Source organism: Paenibacillus sp. FSL K6-1230, assembly GCF_038002385.1.
Classification (GTDB): domain Bacteria; phylum Bacillota; class Bacilli; order Paenibacillales; family Paenibacillaceae; genus Paenibacillus; species Paenibacillus massiliensis.
Genome location: NZ_JBBOCK010000001.1, coordinates 1,569,133 through 1,593,079 on the forward strand (window position 1 = coordinate 1,569,133; position 23,947 = coordinate 1,593,079).

The following is a 23,947-nucleotide window of genomic DNA, read 5'->3' on the forward strand; positions in this document are numbered from 1 at the left end:
AGTCTCATTCTATCACGGGCCTATACTAAATCGCAAAAATGTAATAGTATCCAAGCTTGAATTATAAATGATTGCCCCTGAATTCTAATAAGAAACCTACAGTACATATCCATACAGCAAGGATCGGGGGACATAACATTGGTCGCATAATCGGGAGGTACAACAGTATGAAAAAAGTGTGGCAGGTGGTTATCGTTGATATTCATCCGACAAGCATGCTCGGAACCAAGCTGATTCTGGAGGATCAGCAGGATTTGCTTGTGCGGGGGATGACATCAAGCGGCACAGAGGCACAGCAGCTGGCGGGCAGCATCAAGCCCGAGCTCATTTTGATGGACTATAAGCTGCCGGAGGGAACCGCCATTCCTTTCATTACTGAAATCAAGTTGGTCTCGCCTGAGAGCCACATTATCATTATGACAGATGCTTACGATCTGAACTTATTTCAGCAAGCGACGAAAGTCGGGGCAAGTGGCGTGATCTCCAAGCAAGCTTCCACCAATCAACTCATTCATTTGATTAACGGTTTGCGTGAGGGGGTCGTATCCGTGCCTTTGGAATGGATTCAGCAAGGGAGCTGGCCCATGACCCAACTTCTGTCACCAGAACCGTTCGATGAATTGACAGATACCGAAATTTTTATAATGGAACGTATAGTTCAGGGCATTACATATGATAAGATTGCTGTAGAGATCGAGGTCAGTCGCCGCTCTATAGACAATTATTTGAGAAAAATTTACGCGAAGCTGGGTGTGTCGAGCAGAGCACAGGCGATTGAGCGGTACGCCTTGTATGTAAGACAGTCCAAGCCGCTATATGCCTAGTACAAGTGTACTCCTTGCATAGAACCTGGCAGGTAAGGCGCATAATTGGATAACGAACCGAATACGTTGTAGGAGCTTTTGTACATTTCACAGCTGCTAGGACCGGAGCATCATGAGGTATACCAGAATACCCGTTAGGGTGTAAATGAGGGGGTTCTTCATGCAATATTCCTATGCTACACGTACGGCTGCCTTGCTGGCATCACCATTGCGTCACATTCGGGACCATGCCAGACGGCATTCTTTTATTTCTCTTGCGGAGGAGCTCCCTGCGCAGGAGCTTTTTCCCGTTAAGCTCCTGGATGAAGCGGCCCATGAGGTCCTGACCTCCGGGCCTGCTGTATTGCAATACGGTGATCCGGAAGGCTATCTGCCGCTGCGGGAATGGCTTACTGCGGAGTGGAAGTCCAGAAAGGGAATGAATGTTGATCCTCGTCAGGTGCTCCTTACGACCGGAACCCAGCAGGCCATCGATCTCGTCGTGAGGCTTATGGTAAATGCAGAAGACCCCGTGCTGATCGAGCAGCCAGGTTCCCCGGGTTCATTGCAGGTGCTGTCCATGCAGGGAGCGAGATTAATTCCCGTCCAGGCTGATGCACAGGGGACTGACCTTGCGGCGCTGGAAAGGCGAATGGCTGCAGATCGCCCCAAGCTGTTCATTGCGGCACCGTCTTTTTCGAATCCGACAGGCTTTCTGTGGACGCTTGAGCAGAGGCAGGAGATTCTGTCCCTGTGCCAGAAATACAATGTGTTGCTGGTAGAGGATGACTCCTATGGTGAGCTGCATCTGCATCAGAATGAACAGATTCCCCCTTCTGTGGCGGCTCTTGATGATGAAGGCAGAGGGGGACACGTGCTGTACATTGGCTCATTCAGCAAGACCATTGCTCCAGGACTGCGTACAGGTTGGGTGACGGGGCACCCGTCTTTAATTGAGGGTATGTCAGCTCTTAAGCAGCTTGCCGATATGCAATCCAGCTCCATGAATCAAAGACTGCTGCATCACTTACTTACAGATCATCGCTTCCGCTGGCATGATCATCTGGAGCTGCTGAACCGCGAATATCGTGTGCGACTCAAGCTGATGCTGGAGCTGCTCAAGCGGCCATTTTGGAAAGAGGTCACCTATCATGTTCCTGAGGGGGGCATGTATATGTGGGTACGTCTGCCAGAAGGACTGGAGAGTGCTGCCCTGCTGAAGGCTGTAATGCCTAAGGGTGTAGCCTTCATGCCAGGGGCGCTGTGTACTGCGGGGAACAGTGGCAATAGCTTTATCCGGCTGAACTTCAGTCATCCAGGACGAGAGGAATTGCTTATGGGGATGAATCTCATCGGCGAGACCATTACGGAGTTCACTGCTCGGCGTTCTTGAGTGAGCGTTCATCTGGAGCTGTCACGTATGGGGTCGGGGCTTCAGCCGCACATGAGGCCGACAGAGCTATTTGAGCCTCCAATACAGCCGCATATTCCTCCAATGCACCCTGCCCCGCTGCTGTTAATACATATTTGCCTCGTGCTACGCGTTCGAACCATCCATAATAGTTTTTTTGCAGTACAGAGGCAGCGTCAGCTGCAGCCCCTGCGCGTGCGATCTGGGCGGGCGAAGCCTCCTTCAGGGAAGCAAGTATGGACGCTACTCGCAAGGCCTTCTCTCTGTAGGCAGTTACCAGCTTGCGCCGTGTACTCCCACCTTCATTATAATCTCCACTACGTGCTTGAAATTCCCGGATGAGCCGCTCCTTACGTGAGCCTTTTCGCGGAGCTGCTGCGGTGTGTCCTTGTCCCTGTATGATTGCCGGGGTACAGATGATCTCAACAAGCGCAGGCTTCGTCTTGTATAGCGTTACTGTAATCAGGCCCAAGCCCAGCTTGCGGCACAGCTCCGCCAGCTCTTGCCAGCGCTGATTGACAGCGCCTTTTTTGCTGCGATTTTTCTCCACAGCCAGATAGACCTCGCCTCCCAGCTTCAATCGCTGTAGCCCCTGAAGGAGAAGCGCCAGGCTGAAGGTTTTCTTAATTTCTACGATCAGCGGCTGCTGCGAATTCTCCCTGAGACCCACCAGATCACAGTTGTTCACCTCTCCACGAATGATATAGCCCCGTCCCTCGAAAAAGGCTTTGATCGGTGCATATAGCTCTGTCTCTCGTTGGACTGCCATGGTAACTCCGCTCCTTTTTGATTCCATCTGCTAATAGTATATCACGGTCTTCAAGCCCGGATTTCGTACACGGCCACGAAAAAAAGCGGTCAATAATCCATTAGATTCTGCATAGTTATGTAATACGCTTTTGTAACGCATAACTAAGCGATCCTTAACCATTCGGAGCGGAGGTTACTACTAAGGAGCCATAGGAGGTACAGGTTATGAAGATTTTTGAGCGCGTTGCGAAGTACCAGGCGGAAAGCGAGCGTTTGGCGTGGAGTGGGAACTTCCGTGATTATCTGGAGATTCTCAGCAAGAACCCCTCGCCGGCGATGACTGCTCATGCAAGGGTTTATGAGATGATCAAATCCTTTGGAGTCGAGACCTCCGGGGGCCAGAAGCGTTACAAATTCTTTGAGCAGGAGCTATTCGGTCTAGACCGGGCTGTAGAGAAGCTGGTGGAGGAGTATTTCCATTCGGCAGCGCGCAGACTGGATGTGCGAAAAAGAATCCTGCTGCTTATGGGACCTGTGAGCGGGGGCAAATCGACCTTGGTCACTTTGCTGAAGCGGGGGCTGGAGCAGTTCTCACGCACCGACCAAGGAGCTGTATATGCTATTGATGGGTGCCCGATGTATGAGGAGCCTTTGCATTTGATACCTCATGAGCTGCGCCCGGAAGTAGAGAAAGAGCTTGGTGTTCGAATTGAGGGCAATCTGTGCCCTTCCTGCCAAATGCGTCTACGTACCGAATATGACGGTGATATTGAGAAGGTGCGTGTGAAGCGCGTACTCATCTCGGAGGATCAAAGGGTGGGTATTGGTACCTTCAGTCCATCTGACCCCAAATCCCAAGATATTGCTGATCTGACGGGAAGCATCGACTTCTCTACGATAACGGAATATGGCTCGGAATCCGATCCACGTGCATATCGCTTCGATGGCGAGCTTAACAAGGCGAACCGTGGTCTGATGGAATTTCAGGAGATGCTCAAATGTGATGAGAAATTCCTGTGGAACCTTCTCTCCTTGACCCAGGAGGGCAATTTCAAGGCAGGCAGATTTGCGTTAATCAGTGCAGATGAGCTGATCATTGCCCACACGAATGAAGCAGAGTATAAATCCTTCATTGCGAATAAGAAGAACGAAGCACTGCAATCTCGCATGATCGTCATGCCAATTCCCTATAATCTCAAGGTATCTGAGGAAGAGAAGATATATAGCAAGCTGATTCAACAGAGCGATATGCGACATATCCATATTGCACCGCATGCACTGCGGGCAGCAGCGATATTCTCCATCCTGACTAGACTCAAGGAGAGTAAGAAGCAGGGGATGGATCTGGTCAAGAAAATGCGGATGTATGATGGTGAAGAGGTCGAGGGCTACAAGGAAGCTGACCTTAAAGAGATGCAAACGGAATATCTGGATGAGGGAATGTCAGGCGTCGATCCACGTTATGTCATTAACCGGATATCCAGTGCACTGATCAAGCAGGATCTGGAATGCATCAATGCTCTCGATATTCTCCGGGCGATCAAGGATGGCCTCGATCAGCATGCCTCTATTAATAAGGAGGAGCGCGAACGATATCTGAACTATATCGCTATTGCGCGGCGAGAATATGACGAGCTGGCGAAGAAGGAAGTGCAAAAAGCCTTCGTGTACTCCTTCGAGGAGTCTGCCCGTACCTTGTTCGATAACTATCTCGATAACATTGAAGCCTTTTGCAACTGGTCCAAAATCCGTGACCCACTGACGGATGAGGAGCTGGACCCGGACGAAAGACTGATGAGATCCATTGAGGAGCAGATCGGGGTATCGGAAAATGCCAAAAAAGCCTTCCGCGAGGAAATATTGATCCGCATCTCTGCCTACTCTCGAAAGGGACGCAAGTTCGAGTATCATAATCACGACCGACTGCGGGAAGCGATTGAGAAGAAGCTATTCGCAGATCTGAAGGACATTGTCAAGATTACGACCTCTACCAAGACCCCTGATGCCAATCAGCTCAAGCGTATCAATGAAGTGAGTAAGCGATTGATCGACGAGCATGGCTACTGCCCGATCTGCGCGAACGAGCTACTGCGATATGTGGGTAGTCTGCTGAATAGATAGAGGACAGATGAATAGATTAGCCTTGAGCATCCCGGTGACTTCCCTCTTCAGGGCAGTATGGCAGGGATGCTATTTGGTCTGTATAATGAGAGCCATAGTATCCATAGCAATGGAGTGATGATATGGCCTCTATTCATGATGTCGCCAAGGCGGCAGGCGTATCTGTCGCGACCGTGTCGAAGGTGGTTAACGGCTACCCGGATGTCAGTGACAAGACTCGTAAAAAAGTGAACAAGATCATTGAAGAGCTTCGCTACCATCCCAATGTCATGGCCCGTGGACTCGTGAAGAAGCGATCGTGGAATGTAGGAGTGCTGATCAATGTACCGTTCACAAATCCATTCGTCTCTGAATTGCTGGAGGGTATCAAGACGGCGCTGGAGCATAGCGGCTATGATCTGATGAAGCTGTCCACCCGGCTTGATGATCCGTCCTATTCCTTTTATGAGCATTGCCGTAGCCGAAGTCTGGACGGTGTGGTGATTTTTGGGGCGGAGCCTGACAACAAGGGTGTATCCGATCTTATTGATTCAGATATTCCAGTGATGTTTGTGGATGAGGATGTCGCTGGGCCGCGCACAGGCTCGATCATGACGGACAGTCGAATGGCCCTTCAAATGGTGGTACGGCATCTATATGAGCTTGGTCATCGTAGAATTGCTTACATTGCCGGGTCCCAGGGGACGGCGGTTGCCCATTTGCGAAAGCAGGGATATGTGGAGGGTTTGCAAGCATGTGGACTTGCTTGTCTGGATGAATATATTGAGGAATGTGACTATACCTTTGATGGTGGAAGACAGTCGGCATCCAAGCTAATAACCATCGCTCATCCGCCGACGGCATTGGTATGCGTGTCGGACATGGCTGCCTTCGGTGCCATTCATGAGCTGATGAGTCGTGGTCTGTCCGTGCCTACCGATATTTCAGTAGTAGGGTTCGATAATACCTATTATGCGCAAGTGTTCAGACCAGGGCTGACGACGGTGAATCAAAATATTCACAACATCGGTATTCGCTGTATTGAGCATCTGATCAGAATGATTGAACAGCCTGATGCACGTCCCCCTGCAGCTCTGGAGCCACCAGACCTGGTGGTACGCGAGACGACTGCCGCTCCGGCACATCTTCTGGGATAGAGAGAGGATGAGAGCACGGGCATTGGCAGTTAGCAACAAGATAGGCTGACAAAGGGGAAATTACGAATTAGGGTCGCTAAGAATCAAGGGGGAAATATAACCGCATGTCAGAAGTTATTTTGGTCGTAGAGGATGAGGTAGCCATCTCGCGAGTGCTGAAGGCTTATCTAGAGAAATCGGGATATCAGGTAGAGCAAGCCTTTTCCGGGATGGAGGCATTAATGAAGTGCACATCCACGACACATCCGTCATTGGTGCTGCTGGATGTCATGCTTCCCGATTATGACGGGTGGTATCTGCTCGGGAAGATCCGTGAGCGGCATAACTGCCCGGTCATTATGCTAACAGCCTTGGGGAGCATTGATCACAAGCTGAAGGGGCTCGACCTTGGAGCGGATGATTACATTACGAAGCCGTTCATAGGAGAAGAGGTGACTGCTCGCGTCCGCACGGTGCTGAGGCGATCCCATAGTCAGGTGGCGACCAAAGAGATTATTACATACGGGAGTCTAATGTTTAATTTTAATGCGCATTCTGTGCATTTATGTGGTGAGGAGCTTTACTTTACACCAAGAGATCTGTCCCTGCTGCTGTTCCTCGCGAAGCATCCGAATCAGACCTTCACCAGAAATCAATTAATAGAGCAGGTATGGAGCATTGATTATGAGGGAAGTGATCGGGCGGTGGACCTGGCTGTGAAGCGAATACGCAAAACATTGGAGCGTTGGCCAAATGCAGAGGGAGAAATCAAAACTTTACGCGGATTGGGGTATCAGTTCAGTGTTGAGGAAGTCTAATCAGAGAACAACGATGCTTCGATACTGGACAACCAGATATCTGCTAACGCTGTGCATCGGGCTCATAACCATTGGTATATTGTCTTTCTTCTGGCTGCAGTATTACGAGAAGCAGAAGCAGCTGGATTACATGGATCTGCTGGCAGCAGATACGGCTGAACTGGTCGTTGTAGATGGGAAGCTGGCGCCGGATTACGATCTCTTCAGTATCGTGGAACGCAAGCAGAAGATGATTCCATTCAAGGACAAGCCCTGCTTCATCCTGCTTGACGATAATAAGAGGGTCATCTCCAGCAGTATGTATTACGATGTAAACGGAGAAATTATGAGCCATCTCCAGCGCTTTGCTGGAGGAGCGGATCGGACGGATAGCTTCCAGATCGGGCCAGGACCGGGGTTAAGCTTCTATGCTGTGCAAAAGGAAGTTGAGCATAATGACCGCACGCTGGGCTGGGTAATCATTTTACAGCCTGAAAAGCTGCTGGTCACGGCTCCATGGCAGGTGCATCTGCTGATCATTCTGGTACTCAGTCTCGGATTACTCGGCTGGGCAGTCATCTATCTGCTCACACGCAGATTGTATCGTCCGATCGGAGTTGTAGTGAATGCGGCAGAGCAGATCGTTGCCGGGAATTATGATCTGAGTCTCTATAAAGGTGTGAAGGAACAGGAAATCTATGAGCTAATGAATGCATTTGAGGAGATGGCGAAGCGCTTGAAGCAGATGGAGCTGATGAGAACACAGCTGCTGGCTGGCGTTACTCATGAGCTGAAGACTCCGGTCACGTCCATTAGCGGGTTGATTCAGGCTGTGCAGGAGGATGTCGTCAGTGGTGAGGAGGCGAAGGAGTTCCTGGATATTTGCCGCCATGAGACGAATCGCTTGCAGCACATGATTGAGGATTTGCTGGAATTCAATTCCTTTGCCGTAGGGGATTTCAAGGTGCATAAGGAGATGGTTCAGCTACAGGAGCTTGTGAAGGATATATTGCGTCAATGGGAGCTAACACAGGAGGCCAGATGCGTCAAGGTGTCGCTGAGCTCGAATAAAGAGGAGCTGGAGGTGTGCACCGATCCATTGCGGCTGCAGCAAATTCTGTATAACCTGCTGAATAACGCCCGCCAAGCCAGTGATGCTTCCATCGGGGAGGCGGAAGCCACTCCTCGTATAGAGGTGGACATCATGATGAACGCTCAGGAGATCATCCTGGATGTCAAGGATTGGGGTAACGGTATTCCTGCAGCGGAGCAGGCTCTTATATTTGAGCGTTTCTATCGGGGAGAAGGGAAGAAGCACAAGGTACGAGGACTAGGTATTGGGTTACCCTTCAGCCGCATGATGGCACGTTCGCTTGGGGGAGAGCTGTTGCTTCTGAGAAGTGGACAAGGAGAGACAGTATTCAGATTGGTGTTGCCTGTGACGGATCATCGGCTTGAAGGAACGAGATAGCTTAACTAGTACACTTGGTGAGGAAGTCTCACATGCAGCATGGCTTCATGTTGAATTATATATGCTTGGAACCAGGGACATTCGGGGCCGCTACGTGGCTTCGGGTTGTCCCTTTTTTTTGGGTTGCTTGACACATGCCTGACACATTGCATTGCTACGCTAGATTTAGCAGAGATGAGAGTTATGAAGGAGTGAAGGAAATGAAAAGACACACAGCTGTTGCCGTACTGATGTTGACCGTGTGTTCAGCCAGCCTGCTTCCGGCTGCGTACGCAGAGACAGAGCTGGTGGGAGGAGCCGCTGACCCGGCAAAGGTGAGTGAAGCGGCCAATCTGACGACTGAAGCGGCTAACGATGCTGCCAAGGGCGCAGCAATCGGAGACACGGGTACAAATGTACACACTTCAAGTGTGCCCAGTGCTGCAAGCTCCACCTCCAGTGCAACGGAGGCTGGGCAGGTATCAGGCTTGTCCCTGGATGATGCGATAGGGCTAGCTATAACGAATAGCTACAGCCTGAAGAGTGCTTTGAGCAGCTATCAGCGCAGCGGAATTAATCTGGAGACAGCTGCCGATAATCTGGATTACATCCCGACAGGGACAGGGACTGGTGAAGATGGCGCGTCTTCTCGCTCAGCCTGGAAGCAATATAACTCATCTAATGTGAATTATCTGATGGCACTGAGGAATATCGATACGGTGAAGGATCAGATCGCATACAAGACGGTGGTCGCCTATTATGGTGTGCTGTCCTCCGAGAGAGCGCTGCAGACAACGGAGACCTCGCTGGAGATTGCCCGTGCCGAGGAGCAAGCTGCGCTGGCGAAGGCCAGCAAAGGGAAGCTCTCTGGAGCAGCCCGGGATGAGGCTGTCCAGTCGAGAATCGAGGCGGAGCAGAGCTTGACTCAGGCTCGGGATACGTTGAAGCAGAAGAGGGAGAGCTTGCTAACGATGCTGGGTATGGGCCTGAATGAGACGCTTGTGCTATCGGACACGCCAGCATATCAGGAGCCAGAGAAGCTTGATATTGAGACTTATATTCAAAAGGTGATCTCTTATGATCCTACAATCTGGCAGAAGGAGAGAAGTGTGGAGCTGGCTGAGCTGAATGTCACCTACTTCTCGTTCAACTCCAGTGACGGTGAGTATGAGCTAGTCAAAATGTCTGTTGCCGATGCGAATAGCGAACTGACGAACAGCAAAAAGGAGCTGGGTGAATCGCTCAGAAGCACCTATTACAATCAGCAAAATCTACAGCAGCAGTATGAGCAGCTTCAGGGGAAGCTAACCGCTGCACACAATGCACTGACGATTGTTAAGAAGAAGTGGGAGCGAGGACTCGTTACACAGATTGATGTAATGAAGGCAGAGCAAAGCGTGAGCAATCTCGAAGTACAGCTTCAGGATTTGTTACTGCAGATGGATGAGGTGCAGCGTGTGCTGGAAGCGCCTTGGATTGATTAGCTTGGATTGATTAGTTAATTGGGTTCCATCAAGACAATTGGAGGTTACATATATGGGTGAAGCATCAATAACAAATCCGTTAGGCGCATTAAGAAAGAAGCGTCGCAAAAGATTAATGTGGACGGTTGGAATACTGGCCGTGGCGTTGGGAGCAGGTGGCTATCTGTATTTCAATATGCAAAGCACGCCCTCATTCGTGCCAACAGCTCAGACTGTGCAAGTAGCGCGTGGTGATGTGACGAAGACACTGGAGCTGTCGGGGACCGTGGAGGCTACCAAGGAGGTCAATCTGAACTTTACATCCTCTGACGATACCAAGCTGACGGCTGTGAATGTCAAGGTTGGCGACGTGGTCAAGAAAGGTCAGGTACTGGCGACGCTGGACCAATCAGATGGGCTGGTACAACTGAAGGAGTCACAGGCCAGTCTGGAGGTGGCCCAGGCTCAACTGGAGCAAGCGCGGGAGACTGCCTCGGAGAGCGAGATTGCCGTGCAGCGTGCGAATGTTAGTAAAGCGGAGCTGACGCTGGAGTCTGCTCGTACCGCAACCGATGTAGAGACGGCCCAGCGAACCGTAGATTCTGCCAAAAAGAAGCTGGATTCCGCTAAGCAGGAGTACGAGGATCAGGCGTACCTATATGAAGCGAATGCCATTGCCGAGTCTGAGCTTAATCAAGCAAAGGATTCGCTGGACAGTGCTCAGGAGGAGTATGACAATGCCCAGTTAGAGCTAAGTAATAAGCAGAAATCGGTAGACAAGGCAATCAAGGAGGCTGAAATCTCCTACCAGTCCTCTGTGGCACAGCTTAATGCTACCCTGGAGCCTCCTAAGGCAGCGAGTCTAGTGTCAGCTAGGGCATCTGTGCAGCAAGCTCAGACTCAGGTAGAGCAAAAGCAGGCAGACCTTGAGAAGCTGGTGTTGACCGCTCCGTGGGACGGGATTATTTTGCAGGTGAATGGGGATGTAGGTACTAGCCCAACTACGCCATTTATCGTAATGAATGACTCGAACAGCGAGGAGTTGAGTGTCAGCGCCGCTGTTAGTGAAAGTGATATCGGGAGTGTAGAGGTCGGGCAATCGGCTACCTTCAAGTCTGATACTTATCCGAACGAGAGCTTTGAAGGCAAGGTGACCTCAATCGCGCCGGAAGCGACGACGGATTCGGGTGTTACAACCTATGAGGTGAAGATGTCCATCTCGAATACGAATGGGCTACTGAAGACAGGCATGTCGATGGATGTCACGCTGGATTTGGGCACACATAGCAATGTGCTGTACATTCCTTCGACAGCTCTTATCACAAGAGGCGATCAAGACGGTGTGATGAAGCTTGCGGGCACTGGCTCAAGCACATCGAATAATAACCCTTCCAGTAACTCGTCTGGTGGCAGTGCGGATAATCAGTCCAGCACAGAGTCTCCGGCTGCTACGACACCATCTGAAAACAACAATACTGCTGGTAACAATGTAAATAAGTCAAACGGTGGTGTTCAGACTAATCGGCAAAATGCTGCAGGTGGGGTGCAATTCCAGCCAGTAGAGATCGGTCTCTACACAGCTGATCGTGTTGAGATTACCTCTGGCCTGGAGGAGAACGATACAATTACTATCCCGACCCAGACGGAGATTTCCTCCTCCTCATCCACATCGTCATCGTCCCGCTCACAGCAGAGCATCATGGGTGGCGGCAGCTTTGGTGGCGGCCCTGGTGGCCCTCCGGGAGGTCGATGAGTATGAAGCCCGTTATTCAAATTGATCATCTGATCAAGAACTATCAGGTTGCGGAGCAGGCAATCTATGCCCTGCGCGGTGTGAATCTGACGATCGAGGAGGGAGACTTCGTCACCATTATGGGTCCGTCTGGCTCAGGCAAATCAACGATGATGAACATGATTGGCTGTCTCGATAAACCGACTTCCGGTAGCTTTCTGCTGGACGGCTACTCCATTCTGGATGCTCATGATGATGAGCTGGCGATCATTCGCAATCAGAAGATCGGTTTTGTCTTTCAGAGCTTTAACCTGCTGCCACGTACGACAGCAGTAGCTAATGTAGAGCTGCCAATGATGTATGCAGGAATATCGGCTAGAGAACGTCGTACACGGGCGGTTGAAGCGCTACAGAGCGTAGGTCTTGGAGAACGGCTTCATAACAAGCCTAACGAGCTATCCGGGGGGCAGCAGCAGCGGGTATCCATTGCTCGCGCTATCGTCAATGATCCAGTGATTATTCTAGCTGATGAGCCTACAGGGGCCTTGGACACCAAGACAACTGCGGATATTATGGGGATATTCCAACGAATGAACGACAAGGGCAAGACGGTGATTATCGTTACGCATGAGCCGGAAATTGCAGCCTATGCGAAGAGGAACATTCATTTTCGCGACGGGCAGATCGTATCCGACGACCGCGTGAACAATCGTACTCTCGCTGGATCGGAGACTGGATGCTTATGAACATTATGGAGATCATGCGTGTCTCGGTTCGCAGCATCCTGTCGAACAAGCTGCGTTCCTTCCTGACCATGCTTGGCATTATCATTGGAGTCAGCGCGGTCATCGCGATGGTTGCCATTGGTAAGGGCTCTAGTTCAAGTGTCACCTCGCAGATTAACGGCCTGGGGAGCAATTTGCTGATTATCTCGCCTGGTCAGCAATCCTCTGGTGGAATTAATATGGGCTTTGGCTCATCCAATACATTGTCGCTAGATGATATATCAGCGATACGTGAGCTATCTACCGTATCCGATGCGGTGCCCAGTGCGTCATCCAATTTTCAGGTTATCTATGGGTCAAGCAACTATAATACCAGTGTAGAGGGAACAAGCGTCGCTTTTCCTGAGGTGCGGAGTGTATCGGTGCAATCGGGACGATTCTTCAATAATTATGAATACAATAACCATGAGAATGTGGCTGTAGTCGGTAGTGAGATCGTTACGAATCTCTTCTCCGAGGGTGCCAATCCCATTGGTGAGACCATCAAAATTAACCGGGTGCCGTTCACCATTGTAGGTGTGCTCGCCAGCCAGGGAAGTTCGGGGATGACAAACAATGATGACAAAATCATCGTTCCCATCTCCACCGCCAAAGCACGACTTGGCATGACGAATGTCAGGACAATCTATGCTTCAGCCACCTCTGCTGAGGTCATGACGCAGGCACAGAATGAGATTACGCAGGCCTTGCGCACCTCGCATGAGCTGAAGTCCAGTGACGATAATGACTTCTCGATTACGAATCAGTCCCAGATTCTGGAGACGGCTGAAAGCGTGACTAGCGTGATGACGACGCTGTTGTCCGGTATTGCTGCTATCTCGCTGGTGGTCGGAGGAATCGGCATTATGAATATTATGCTCGTGTCGGTCACGGAGCGCACACGGGAAATTGGTATTCGCAAGGCCATCGGGGCCAAGCGTGGTGATATTTTACGCCAATTCCTCGTGGAGTCGGTCATTCTCAGTATTATTGGAGGACTGTCTGGGGTAGCGATCGGAGTGGGAGCGGCGCTACTGCTGGAGAAATTCGCAGGTCTATCTATTGAGTTGACTATGGAACCGATGCTGTATTCCTTCCTGTCGTCCATGGCGGTGGGAATTGTCTTCGGTGTCTACCCGGCCAGGAAGGCGGCTCAGCTCAAACCGATTGATGCCTTGCGCTATGAATGATTATATCCTCAAGAAGCACAGTTCATTTGCATGAATGACTGTGCTTTTTCGTATACTGGTGAACGTATAGCACACTTGCAGTTGGATTGAGCAACTCCTAATCATAGCTTGAGCCATAGCCTAAGCACATCAATCCTTGTGAGAAATATTACGTACAAAACAGTCAGGAATTGGGTAATACATGAAGGAGATCTAAAATTGGAGGGTGAATGATGACGGATCGAATTTTTATCAGTCCGGGCAAATATGTACAAGGCAGAAATGTCGTGGACAAGACGGGACATTACGTCAAGGGCCTTGGCAGCATTGCGCTCGTCATTGCAGATGAGGTCGTATGGGAGATTGCAGGTCATCGGGTCGTCAATAGTCTGGAGCAGGAGGGAATTGCAGCGGTCAGGGCGGAATTCAAGGGGGAGGCCTCCCGTAATGAAATCGAACGTATTACCGAACAAGGAAAAGGGAGCGGAGTAGATATCGTTATTGGCGTAGGCGGAGGGAAGACCCTGGATACCGCTAAAGCCGTCAATGACGAGCTGGCGGCTCTCTGTGTGATCGTTCCTACAGCAGCTTCGACGGATGCACCTACCAGTGCCTTATCTGTCATTTACTCGGATAATGGGGAGTTCGAATCTTATGCATTTTACCGGAAAAACCCGGACCTGATTCTGGTGGATACGAAGGTGATTGCCGAAGCACCGCCATTGTTCCTTACCTCGGGCATTGCCGATGCGCTCGCTACCTGGGTGGAGGCCAGAGCGGTGATTGAAGCACGCAAGACAACAATGGCAGGTGGATTTCCGACTATTGCTGCCGAAGCGATTGCCCGCCGCTGTGAGGAGGTGCTCTTCGATTATGGTGTGCTCGCCTATGAATCAGCCAAGCGGAAGGTAGTTACTCCGGCTCTGGAGGCCGTCGTCGAAGCAAATACGCTCCTAAGCGGAATTGGCTTCGAGAGCGGTGGCCTAGCAGGCGCGCATGCGGTGCATAATGGCTTTACGGTACTTGAAGGTGATATTCATCATATGACTCATGGACAAAAGGTCGCATTCGGGACTTTGGTACAGCTGACACTGGAGCAACGTCCTTTGCTGGAGCTTGAGCGATATATGGAACTGTATCTGCAGCTTGATCTGCCTGTCACTCTGGAGGATATCAAGCTGAAGAAGGCCTCACATGAGGACTTGTACCGAGTGGCACAAGCGGCGACCAAGGAAGGGGAAACCTCGCACAATCTTCCCTTCCCGATCGACGCCGATCGGATGCTGGATGCGATCCTTGCTGCGGATCAGTATGCAACAGCATATAAGAAGAAGACAGGACGCTGAATAGATATATCCAAAAGACGGTCCTCCGCATGATGCCGGGGAGACCGTCTCGTTGTGTAGCTATATAATTGAAATGTAAATGTAATTGAAAATCGTATGTTGAATGGCACATCGTATATATGGGCCTACTATTGCAGGAACTTGCGATGATGCTTCTTTCCGTCAAAGGAGAACATGGCCCGCTTATCCTCAACGACTGTCTCCAGATGGACCGTTCGTCCCCAGAGTTTATAGACATAGGGGAGTGTACGCTCCATATATTTCAGATCGAGCTCCACGCCTTCATATTGATGCTTCAGCACCAGTTCTCCAGTACGCAGATAATCCGCATCATGGACGACCAGATAAGGAGACCCCCCGTTCAAACGGGCGTACACGAGTTGATCACGGATGTGCTCCCAGGATTTGTCGGTAATCTTCCACTCGGGTCCACGCTTTTCGAATACATACAGGTCCAGGTCCTCTGTCAGTTGTTTGGTCATGTAATTGCGTATGAACGAGGTATCCGAGTCTACCTCTCGTACCTCGAAGATTTTGGCACGTCCCTCGCCTGGGAGCCGTCCCAGCCGCTTCTGCTCCTCCTGGGTGGGTTGATCCCAACGACGCTCGATATCCTCGAAGATCTTCAATCCTAAATAGTAAGGGTTCAGACTTTGCTTGGATGGTTGGACGACGGATGCATTCAGCATAGCGAACTCAACCGTCTCGTCACTGGACAGATCCAATTCGCGAATGATCCGCTGATGCCAGTACGATGCCCAGCCCTCATTCATGATCTTCGTCTCCATCTGTGGCCAGAAATATAACATTTCATCACGCAGCATACTCAGAATATCCCGTTGCCAGTCGTCCAGCACTTCGGAGAATTGTTGAATGAACCACACGACATCCTTCTCGGGCTCTGGTGGGAAATGATGTACCTGAATGTCATCCGTAGTGTGCTGCGATTGAGCGGGGGCGTCCAGATTCCACAGATCATCATAGCGGCCCGTAGAGGTAGCCTCCTGTAAGGGCTTCTTCTGCTCCTTCATCTTCAGCTCCAGATAACGTTGCTTATCCAGATGGCGGGGCTTAATGAGCTGAGGGTCTACATGCTCCTGGATCGCAAGAGCTGCGTCAATGAAGGCTTCAACAGTCTCCTTTCCATACTCCAGCTCATAGCTGCTAATCCGTTCTGCGGTGGCGGACATGCTCTCTACCATATTGCGGTTAGAGGCCGAGAAGCGAGCGTTATTTTTGAAGAAATCACAGTGGGCCAGCACATGAGCGACAATCAGCTTGTTCTGGATTAGGGAATTGCCCTCCAGGAGAAATGCATAGCAAGGATTGGAATTGATGACTAGCTCATAGATTTTACTGAGACCGAGGTCGTATTGCATTTTCATTTTTTGGAAATTTTTGCCGAAGCTCCAGTGGTTAAATCTTGTAGGCATACCGTAGGCGCCAAAGGTATAGATGATATCTGCAGGGCAAATTTCGTAGCGCATCGGGTAAAAATCAAGGCCAAAGCCAGACGCGATCTCCGTAATTTCTGCAATGGATCGTTCCAGCTGCTTCATTTCCGCTTGCGTCATAACCATCCCTCCGCAGGTCTGTATTCTGCTTCATATTTTATGAGTATGTGCGGACAATCCGTTTATGTCGGTCGGCGGAAAAAGGACTTCAGGGCCTGATAGACCTCGCCCTTCTCCTTAATCACATAGTACATGAATTGCTCTCCCTTGATGTGCCGATAGGCGGACATCAACGTACTGCTGCGGTTGTATTGGTTCACCTCTCCATAGCCGAACATGTTGCTGCGTTGCATGAGCTCACCGATCAGCTTCACGCAGCGTTCGTTGTCAGAGGTCAGATTATCTCCATCCGAGAAGTGAAAGGGATAGATGTTATAGCTGGCAGGGGGATAACGCTTGTCGATGATTTCAAGAGCCTTGATGTAGGCAGAGGAGCAGATGGTTCCACCACTCTCTCCGCGTGTGAAGAATTCTTCCTCGGTGACCTCCTTGGCCTCGGTATGGTGCGCGAGGAAGACGATCTCAACCTTCTCATATTGCCTACGAAGGAAGCGGGTCATCCAGAAGAAGAAGCTTCTTGCACAATATTTTTCGAAGGAGCCCATGGAGCCGGACGTATCCATCATGGCAATGATCACAGCATTGGATTGCGGGATGTATTTGTCCTCCCAGGTCTTGTAACGCAGATCATCCGGACTGATATGATGAATTCCTGGCTGCCCTTGTCTTGCGTTGCGGCGCAGGTTCTCCATGATCGTTCGTTTTTTGTCAATGTTGGACTGCATTCCTTTTTTGCGTATATCATTGAAGACTATGGAATGTACCTCGATCTGTTCTTTGTCCTTCTGCTGAAGATTCGGCAGCTCCATCTCATCGAACAGCATATCCTCCAGATCCTCAAGACTTACCTCGGCTTCGATAATGTCGTGGCCTGGCTGGTCCCCTGCTTTTTCTCCTTTGCCTGGCTGCTTGCTCGGTGCCTGATCACGGCCGATCGTATCACCGACCTTACTCTTTCCGTCTCCCTGACCTACATGCTTTTGTTTGTTAAAATTATAGACGAAGCGATACTCATCAAGGCTGCGTACGGGGATTTTGATGATCTGCTTGCCGTCGGACATAATAATGTTCTCTTCCGTGATCAAATCTGGCAGATTCTGCTTGATGATATCCTTGACCTTCTCCTGATGACGCTGCTGATCCTGATACCCTTTGCGATGCAGTGACCAGTCTTCACGGGATACAACAAATGAATACGGCATATGTGATTCCGACACGATAGGCACCTCCTTGTAGTATGCTTGGGTTAAGTCAGCGACTTCGTTCCTTCATGCAATTGTAATGCTTGGTTCTTATGTATATTCAGACGGCAGTGCGATATGTGATGGCTCCTTAGAATAATTAGTGGCTATATTTTGAGATCGGGCAGTCTGGCCGCAGACGAATAGACAAGCAGACAAGACGAATGTATTCCGTCACAAGTCATCTACAGCTGCTGACATGCACCAGGAAGAGGAAGATTCGCAGTAGGAGTATGATCCAGGATGCCGAAGATGGCGGGAAATGTGTCCCATCTGTTATACTTGTGAATACTATATTTGGTAGATTTATCCGCTAACTAATTCGTCTAATTGTTTTTATAAAGATTTGATTCAATGTCTAACTGATTCGCTAGCTAATAAGCTAGCGAATTCGGTATAACGAGCCCGATTCGACTGATGTACGTGTTGGAATCTGCTGCAAAAGAAATAGTTGAACTGGTGTTTAATTTGCAGTAGTAGTGTTCATATACAAGAAGATAGTAGGAGTCGAAGGAATTAGGTAGTCTGCAGGAGGTCTCTTCATGGAAATCTATGCGTTAGATATTACAGATGAAGCTATGGAGCAGCGTTATGATGAGCTGACTTCGTGGGTGTCGAGGGACAAGAGGGACAGACTCGCACGATATCATCGCCGAGTAGATGCCTTGCGAAGCCTAGGGGGAGATGTGTTGGCACGTTGGGTGCTCTGCCGCCATTTGGGTGTGCCTAATCATCGCTTGCAATTTGGTGCCAACGCATATGGTAAACCGAGTCTATCGAGTCACGAAGGGCTGTACTACAATGTGTCCCATGCAGGGCGTTGGGTGGTATGCGCTGTGGATTTTGCGGAGATCGGTATTGATGTGGAGGCTGTAAAACCTGTGGAGGATGGAGTAGCGCGCATGATTATGTCAGATGACGAGTACATGCGATGGAGTGAGCTCGAAGGAAAGCCTCAGCTAGACTATTTCTATGATATATGGACGTTGAAGGAGAGTCTCGTCAAGGCGGAGGGGAAGGGCTTAAGCATTCCTCTGGATTCAATTAGCTTCGATATCAACATCGGTATACAAGGCATTGCTCTACGTACGAAGGACTGGTCCACAAGATATCAGCATTTCAAGCAGTATGATCTAGACGCAGGCTATAAGCTGGCAGCAAGTGCGCTACACCCTGGATTCCCGGACAAGCTGGATGTGGTGACAGTAGAGGAGATTCAGCTGCAATAGGAGCAGGCCAATTCAAAAGGTAGAAGGATGATATGATGACAAAAACTCTCTATATAAATGGTCACTTGTATGGACGTGCTACAGATGAGTTGGAGGCCATAGTTGTACAGGACGGGAAAATTGAGGCCATTGGTGGGCAAAAGGAGCTGAAGCTTCAGCTTAGTGGCCAACACTATGAGATCGTTGATTGGCAGGGAGGGCATGTGTTCCCAGGACTTGTTGATTCGCATATGCACTTGTCCATGCACGGGATGAAGCTGTCCATGCTCGATTTCAGCGCCGCATCCTCCAGACGGGAGATGCTCGACATGCTCCGCCGTAAGGCGGAGACGACGAGTTCTGGAGAATGGATTCTGGGCCTGAACTGGAATGAGAATGCCTTCCCGGATCGTATGGCCCCACATATCTCAGAGTTGGACGAGATTACTAGCACACATCCGGTCTTTTTGACTAGAACCTGCTTTCATGCTTTTCTCGCGAATACGGAGGCATTTCGTCGGGCAGGGATTCACAAGGATACACCTGATCCTGCGTCGGGTTCATTTGGCAGGGATGAGTATGGAGAGCTGAATGGTTGGGTGTATGAGGAAGCGAGCTTTCTATTCCAGAAAGTCCAGCCAGAGCCCGATTATGAGAGTAAAAAGCAGATGATACGTCAAGCATCCCAGGATGCGCTGAGATTGGGACTAACAGGTGTACATACAGAGGATTTGCGGCTGCATGGCAGTGTAGAAACGATGCTGCGCATCCATAGAGAGATGCTTGAGGAGGGGATTGCCCTTCGTACTCATCATTTGCTGTACCATCCATTCCTTGAAGAGGCTGTTGGATTGGGGTTGCATGGGGGTTCAGGAGATGAATGGCTGAAGATGGGCAGTGTGAAGCTCTTCGTGGATGGTGCCATTGGAGGCAGGACGGCCCTGTTGCGTGAGCCATATTATGATGACGATCAGACGATGGGGATGGCAATTCATTCGCTGGATGGCTTAGAAAAGCTTGTGGCTGCGGCAAGGCAGGCAGGCTTTCCGATTGCGGCGCATGCCATTGGCGATGGTGCGGCGGATCTATTGCTTACGGCTCTGGAGAAGCACCGCCTACCAGCAACTTCGATGCTGCCTGATCGATTTATTCATGCACAGGTGCTCGATCGTGGGCTGGTGGAGCGGATGTCGCAGTTACATCTCATTGTGGATATACAGCCGCGTTTTGTTGTTAGTGATTTCCCGTGGGTGCTGGAGCGAGTGGGGCCGCACAGAACGGAATTCTTGTACGCATGGCGAAAGCTTATGCAGGCCGGGATTCCTTGTGCAGGTGGCAGTGATGCACCTATAGAGCCCTTGGATCCCTTGCTTGGATTACATGCTGCAGTCACTCGGCGTAAGCCTGAAGAGTCACACGAGGGCTACATCACTGAAGAAAAGCTATCTCGATCAGAGGCGCTATTACTGTTCAGCAAGGGAGGGGCAGTAGCTGCTGGAGAGGCAGAAGAGCGAGGGATCATCCAGCAAGGCTATCGGGCGGACTTTACAGTACTGGACAGAGAGCTTATGCAGGATGCTCCAGATGATCTATTGAAGGCCCGAGTGCAGATGACAATTGTGAATGGGGTAATGGCCTATCAAGCTTGAGGGGCTCTGGGGTCGAAAAGAACTTTGAAGATGCTCTGATAGGAGGTGTGGATGATTTCCTATCAGGGGTATCGCTTATCTGCGATGCTACCTTAAGAGCTACTACCTGCTGTAGATGCTGAATAGTAGCTTTATATATGCCGCAGTCGATATGCACATAAACGGAGAGTACGGGACGGGTCCAAGGAAGTACTGCTTCCACACCTTCTGTAAGAAAGCTAATATTACAGGATTCTTTTATACTAGACGGATTGTCAAGCCAAGTGCGACAGTTCCTCTGAAAAGGATTCGTGAGCGGTCCTCCAGTCCAGACATTTACGTGGTCTTTGGTTGATCAAGTGCAGAGCGTTTTCCAGAGCTTCATCCGTGATTTGCGCGAAATCGGTCCCCTTGGGGAAAAACTCTCGCAAGAGGCCGTTGGCATTCTCATTCGAGCCGCGTTGCCAGGAGGAATACGGATCTGCGAAATACACCTGTACGCCATGAGTAGCTTCCAAGCTGGCGTAACAGGCAAACTCCTTGCCACGGTCTGCGGTAGCGGTTTGAAATGCATGGGTAGGATACTGTGAGGCCGCTACACCAAAGGCAATCTCCATGGACAACGCGGTACGGTCTGGCATCCGAATGGCGGTGTACAAGCGGGTTTTGCGTTCGATAAACGTGGCCAAGCAGCCCTTGCTTTTCCCACGGCCTGAGACGACTGTATCGAGCTCCCAATGGCCGAAGGTCTCCCGGGAACGAACCACTTTCGGACGCTGAGAGATGGCCTTACCCACAGCGAACTTGCCGCGTGTCTCTGCAGGTCTCTGCCGTTTACCTTTGTGCCGTAAAACCGTAAGCACGCCTTTTACCAAACGGCCTGTATACAGCCAGCGATAGATCGTTTTAAAACATACCATCGCTTAACCCTCCTGACGCAATCGCTCTACGGTTTGCTCCGGAGACCAGGTCGCCTGAAGCTTTTCTTCGATGCGACTCGCCAGTTCTAGATTCCACTTACCTCCGGAAACTGACGCCTTACGGCGCTGGACATAGCCCTCTTGCAAGTTCTCCGCGCAGTACGGGTGTTCTGCTGCATTTCGGCGGAGTTCACGGCCAATGGTGGCATGATGTCTGCCAAGTTCCTTGGCAATCGCTCTGGTACTTTTCCCCTGCTGGTGGAGGATTTCTAGCTTGCTTCGCTCGATTATGCTAAGATGTGTGTAGCTCATGGTGGATTCTCCTTGTGTGAATGTGGTGTAGGAACCTTCATTCTACACGAATCCGGCCATGGGCTCTTTGGTATATTTATTTCCAGTAGGTGTCGCACTTCATATTACAATCCGTCACTATAAAATAATCTAAAGAACTGGGGGGGGGGGGGAAGCGATTATAAAGACCGCTGCTATGGGGGGGCTTCATGCATCTCTTCAATTAAGGTGGTTGTTAGAAAAATGTATTTTTTAAAAAAAGGTTGCACTATACTGATGGACATGGTATATTCTATTTCCGGCCAAGAAATCACTGAGAAATCAGGGCGGTAAAGTAGAGTTTAGTTTGAATGAGGACATTTAAAATAAACTAAATTATTGCTTGCAAACTTGGTAGGGATATGATAAGATATAAAAGTTGCTGAGCGAGAGTTGCTTGGTAAAGGAAACGAAGTTGATCTTTGAAAACTGAACAACGAGTGAGCGAATTTCACGCAAGTGAGATTCAAACAATGAGATATGAATCTCGTCAGATTCAAAATGAGCTATCGCTCTTTTCAATAACTTTATTGGAGAGTTTGATCCTGGCTCAGGACGAACGCTGGCGGCGTGCCTAATACATGCAAGTCGAGCGGACTTGATGGAGAGCTTGCTCTCCTGATGGTTAGCGGCGGACGGGTGAGTAACACGTAGGCAACCTGCCCTTTGGACTGGGATAACTACCGGAAACGGTAGCTAATACCAGATAATTCACTTCTTCGCATGGAGGAGTGAGGAAAGACGGAGCAATCTGTCACCGGAGGATGGGCCTGCGGCGCATTAGCTAGTTGGAGAGGTAACGGCTCCCCAAGGCGACGATGCGTAGCCGACCTGAGAGGGTGATCGGCCACACTGGGACTGAGACACGGCCCAGACTCCTACGGGAGGCAGCAGTAGGGAATCTTCCGCAATGGGCGAAAGCCTGACGGAGCAACGCCGCGTGAGTGATGAAGGTTTTCGGATCGTAAAGCTCTGTTGCCAAGGAAGAACGTCCTTAAGAGTAACTGCTTAAGGAGTGACGGTACTTGAGAAGAAAGCCCCGGCTAACTACGTGCCAGCAGCCGCGGTAATACGTAGGGGGCAAGCGTTGTCCGGAATTATTGGGCGTAAAGCGCGCGCAGGCGGTCATTTAAGTCTGGTGTTTAAGCCCGGGGCTCAACCCCGGATCGCACGGGAAACTGGATGACTTGAGTGCAGAAGAGGAGAGTGGAATTCCACGTGTAGCGGTGAAATGCGTAGAGATGTGGAGGAACACCAGTGGCGAAGGCGACTCTCTGGGCTGTAACTGACGCTGAGGCGCGAAAGCGTGGGGAGCAAACAGGATTAGATACCCTGGTAGTCCACGCCGTAAACGATGAGTGCTAGGTGTTAGGGGTTTCGATACCCTTGGTGCCGAAGTTAACACATTAAGCACTCCGCCTGGGGAGTACGGTCGCAAGACTGAAACTCAAAGGAATTGACGGGGACCCGCACAAGCAGTGGAGTATGTGGTTTAATTCGAAGCAACGCGAAGAACCTTACCAGGTCTTGACATCTGAATGACCGGATCAGAGATGGTCCTTTCCTTCGGGACACTCAAGACAGGTGGTGCATGGTTGTCGTCAGCTCGTGTCGTGAGATGTTGGGTTAAGTCCCGCAACGAGCGCAACCCTTGACCTTAGTTGCCAGCACCTCGGGTGGGCACTCTAGGGTGACTGCCGGTGACAAACCGGAGGAAGGTGGGGATGACGTCAAATCATCATGCCCCTTATGACCTGGGCTACACACGTACTACAATGGCTGGTACAACGGGAAGCGAAGCCGCGAGGTGGAGCCAATCCTAAAAAGCCAGTCTCAGTTCGGATTGCAGGCTGCAACTCGCCTGCATGAAGTCGGAATTGCTAGTAATCGCGGATCAGCATGCCGCGGTGAATACGTTCCCGGGTCTTGTACACACCGCCCGTCACACCACGAGAGTTTACAACACCCGAAGTCGGTGGGGTAACCGCAAGGAGCCAGCCGCCGAAGGTGGGGTAGATGATTGGGGTGAAGTCGTAACAAGGTAGCCGTATCGGAAGGTGCGGCTGGATCACCTCCTTTCTATGGAGAATCGCTTCCTGCGATGGAAGCATTCAAATAGGCAGGT

At 50.5% G+C, this 23,947-nt stretch carries 16 protein-coding genes, 1 rRNA gene and 1 pseudogene; 14 read left to right on the top strand and 4 right to left on the bottom strand.

The features are described 5' to 3' along the window. The first annotated feature begins 167 nt into the window (after nucleotides 1–167). Together MKX74_RS06875 and MKX74_RS06880 are read left to right on the top strand one after the other, a co-directional pair. On the top strand, nucleotides 168–824 hold the full coding sequence (locus MKX74_RS06875) for a response regulator transcription factor (RefSeq protein ID WP_018887859.1): 657 nt from the start codon (nucleotides 168–170) through the stop codon (nucleotides 822–824). A gap of 160 nt (nucleotides 825–984) precedes the next feature. Further along, entirely contained in the window at nucleotides 985–2,196 is a 1,212-nt protein-coding gene (locus tag MKX74_RS06880; RefSeq protein WP_018887860.1) for an aminotransferase-like domain-containing protein, read from the top strand. On the opposite strand, the gene MKX74_RS06885 is transcribed toward MKX74_RS06880, so the two are convergent. Next, nucleotides 2,177–2,983: a DUF2161 family putative PD-(D/E)XK-type phosphodiesterase gene (locus MKX74_RS06885; protein WP_018887861.1), complete on the bottom strand. Its 807-nt coding sequence runs from the start codon at nucleotides 2,981–2,983 to the stop codon at nucleotides 2,177–2,179. The two genes, MKX74_RS06880 and MKX74_RS06885, sit on opposite strands and share 20 nt — an antisense overlap. A 206-nt stretch (nucleotides 2,984–3,189) precedes the next feature. Between MKX74_RS06885 and MKX74_RS06890 the strand changes: the two genes are divergently transcribed. From MKX74_RS06890 to MKX74_RS06930, 9 genes are all read left to right on the top strand, one after another. Then, on the top strand, nucleotides 3,190–5,085 hold the full coding sequence (locus MKX74_RS06890; protein WP_018887862.1) for a PrkA family serine protein kinase: 1,896 nt from the start codon (nucleotides 3,190–3,192) through the stop codon (nucleotides 5,083–5,085). Nucleotides 5,086–5,207: 122 nt separating this feature from the next. Further along, nucleotides 5,208–6,221 carry a LacI family DNA-binding transcriptional regulator gene (locus tag MKX74_RS06895; RefSeq protein WP_341177883.1) on the top strand — a complete coding sequence of 338 codons (1,014 nt, stop codon included), beginning with the start codon at nucleotides 5,208–5,210 and terminating at the stop codon, nucleotides 6,219–6,221. Nucleotides 6,222–6,325: 104 nt separating this feature from the next. After that, on the top strand, nucleotides 6,326–7,018 hold the full coding sequence (locus tag MKX74_RS06900) for a response regulator transcription factor (RefSeq protein WP_018887864.1): 693 nt from the start codon (nucleotides 6,326–6,328) through the stop codon (nucleotides 7,016–7,018). Between the two features lie 13 nt (nucleotides 7,019–7,031). After that, nucleotides 7,032–8,468 (top strand): HAMP domain-containing sensor histidine kinase, encoded by a 1,437-nt coding sequence (locus MKX74_RS06905; protein WP_341177884.1) that lies wholly within the window; start codon nucleotides 7,032–7,034, stop codon nucleotides 8,466–8,468. A gap of 200 nt (nucleotides 8,469–8,668) precedes the next feature. Then, on the top strand, nucleotides 8,669–9,931 hold the full coding sequence (locus MKX74_RS06910) for a TolC family protein (RefSeq protein ID WP_341177885.1): 1,263 nt from the start codon (nucleotides 8,669–8,671) through the stop codon (nucleotides 9,929–9,931). A 52-nt stretch (nucleotides 9,932–9,983) separates the two neighbouring features. Next, entirely contained in the window at nucleotides 9,984–11,663 is a 1,680-nt protein-coding gene (locus MKX74_RS06915; protein ID WP_341177886.1) for an efflux RND transporter periplasmic adaptor subunit, read from the top strand. 2 nt (nucleotides 11,664–11,665) lie between these two features. After that, a complete protein-coding gene (locus tag MKX74_RS06920) occupies nucleotides 11,666–12,388 on the top strand; it encodes an ABC transporter ATP-binding protein (protein WP_341177887.1) in 723 nt (240 codons plus the stop codon). After that, entirely contained in the window at nucleotides 12,385–13,596 is a 1,212-nt protein-coding gene (locus MKX74_RS06925) for an ABC transporter permease (RefSeq protein WP_341177888.1), read from the top strand. The genes MKX74_RS06920 and MKX74_RS06925 overlap by 4 nt, the downstream gene beginning before the upstream one ends. A 212-nt stretch (nucleotides 13,597–13,808) precedes the next feature. After that, the gene (locus MKX74_RS06930) at nucleotides 13,809–14,921 is read left to right on the top strand and encodes a glycerol dehydrogenase (protein ID WP_341177889.1); all 1,113 of its coding nucleotides are present in this window, start codon (nucleotides 13,809–13,811) and stop codon (nucleotides 14,919–14,921) included. A 128-nt stretch (nucleotides 14,922–15,049) separates the two neighbouring features. Here the strand turns inward: MKX74_RS06930 and MKX74_RS06935 are convergent, their stop codons facing one another. Next, nucleotides 15,050–16,495, bottom strand: coding sequence for a SpoVR family protein (locus MKX74_RS06935; protein ID WP_341177890.1), 1,446 nt, complete (start codon nucleotides 16,493–16,495; stop codon nucleotides 15,050–15,052). A 62-nt stretch (nucleotides 16,496–16,557) separates the two neighbouring features. Then, nucleotides 16,558–17,697 (bottom strand): sporulation protein YhbH, encoded by a 1,140-nt coding sequence (gene yhbH / locus MKX74_RS06940; RefSeq protein ID WP_036634260.1) that lies wholly within the window; start codon nucleotides 17,695–17,697, stop codon nucleotides 16,558–16,560. A gap of 581 nt (nucleotides 17,698–18,278) precedes the next feature. On the opposite strand from yhbH, the gene MKX74_RS06945 reads away from it, so the two are divergent. Further along, on the top strand, nucleotides 18,279–18,965 hold the full coding sequence (locus MKX74_RS06945; RefSeq protein WP_341177891.1) for a 4'-phosphopantetheinyl transferase family protein: 687 nt from the start codon (nucleotides 18,279–18,281) through the stop codon (nucleotides 18,963–18,965). Nucleotides 18,966–19,000: 35 nt separating this feature from the next. After that, nucleotides 19,001–20,593, top strand: coding sequence for an amidohydrolase (locus MKX74_RS06950; protein WP_341180528.1), 1,593 nt, complete (start codon nucleotides 19,001–19,003; stop codon nucleotides 20,591–20,593). 254 nt (nucleotides 20,594–20,847) lie between these two features. Here the strand turns inward: MKX74_RS06950 and MKX74_RS06955 are convergent. After that, a pseudogene (locus tag MKX74_RS06955) lies at nucleotides 20,848–21,804 on the bottom strand (IS30 family transposase). Nucleotides 21,805–22,349: 545 nt separating this feature from the next. On the opposite strand from MKX74_RS06955, the gene MKX74_RS06960 reads away from it, so the two are divergent. Continuing rightward, nucleotides 22,350–23,901, top strand: a 16S ribosomal RNA gene (locus MKX74_RS06960). The last annotated feature ends 46 nt before the right edge of the window (nucleotides 23,902–23,947 follow it).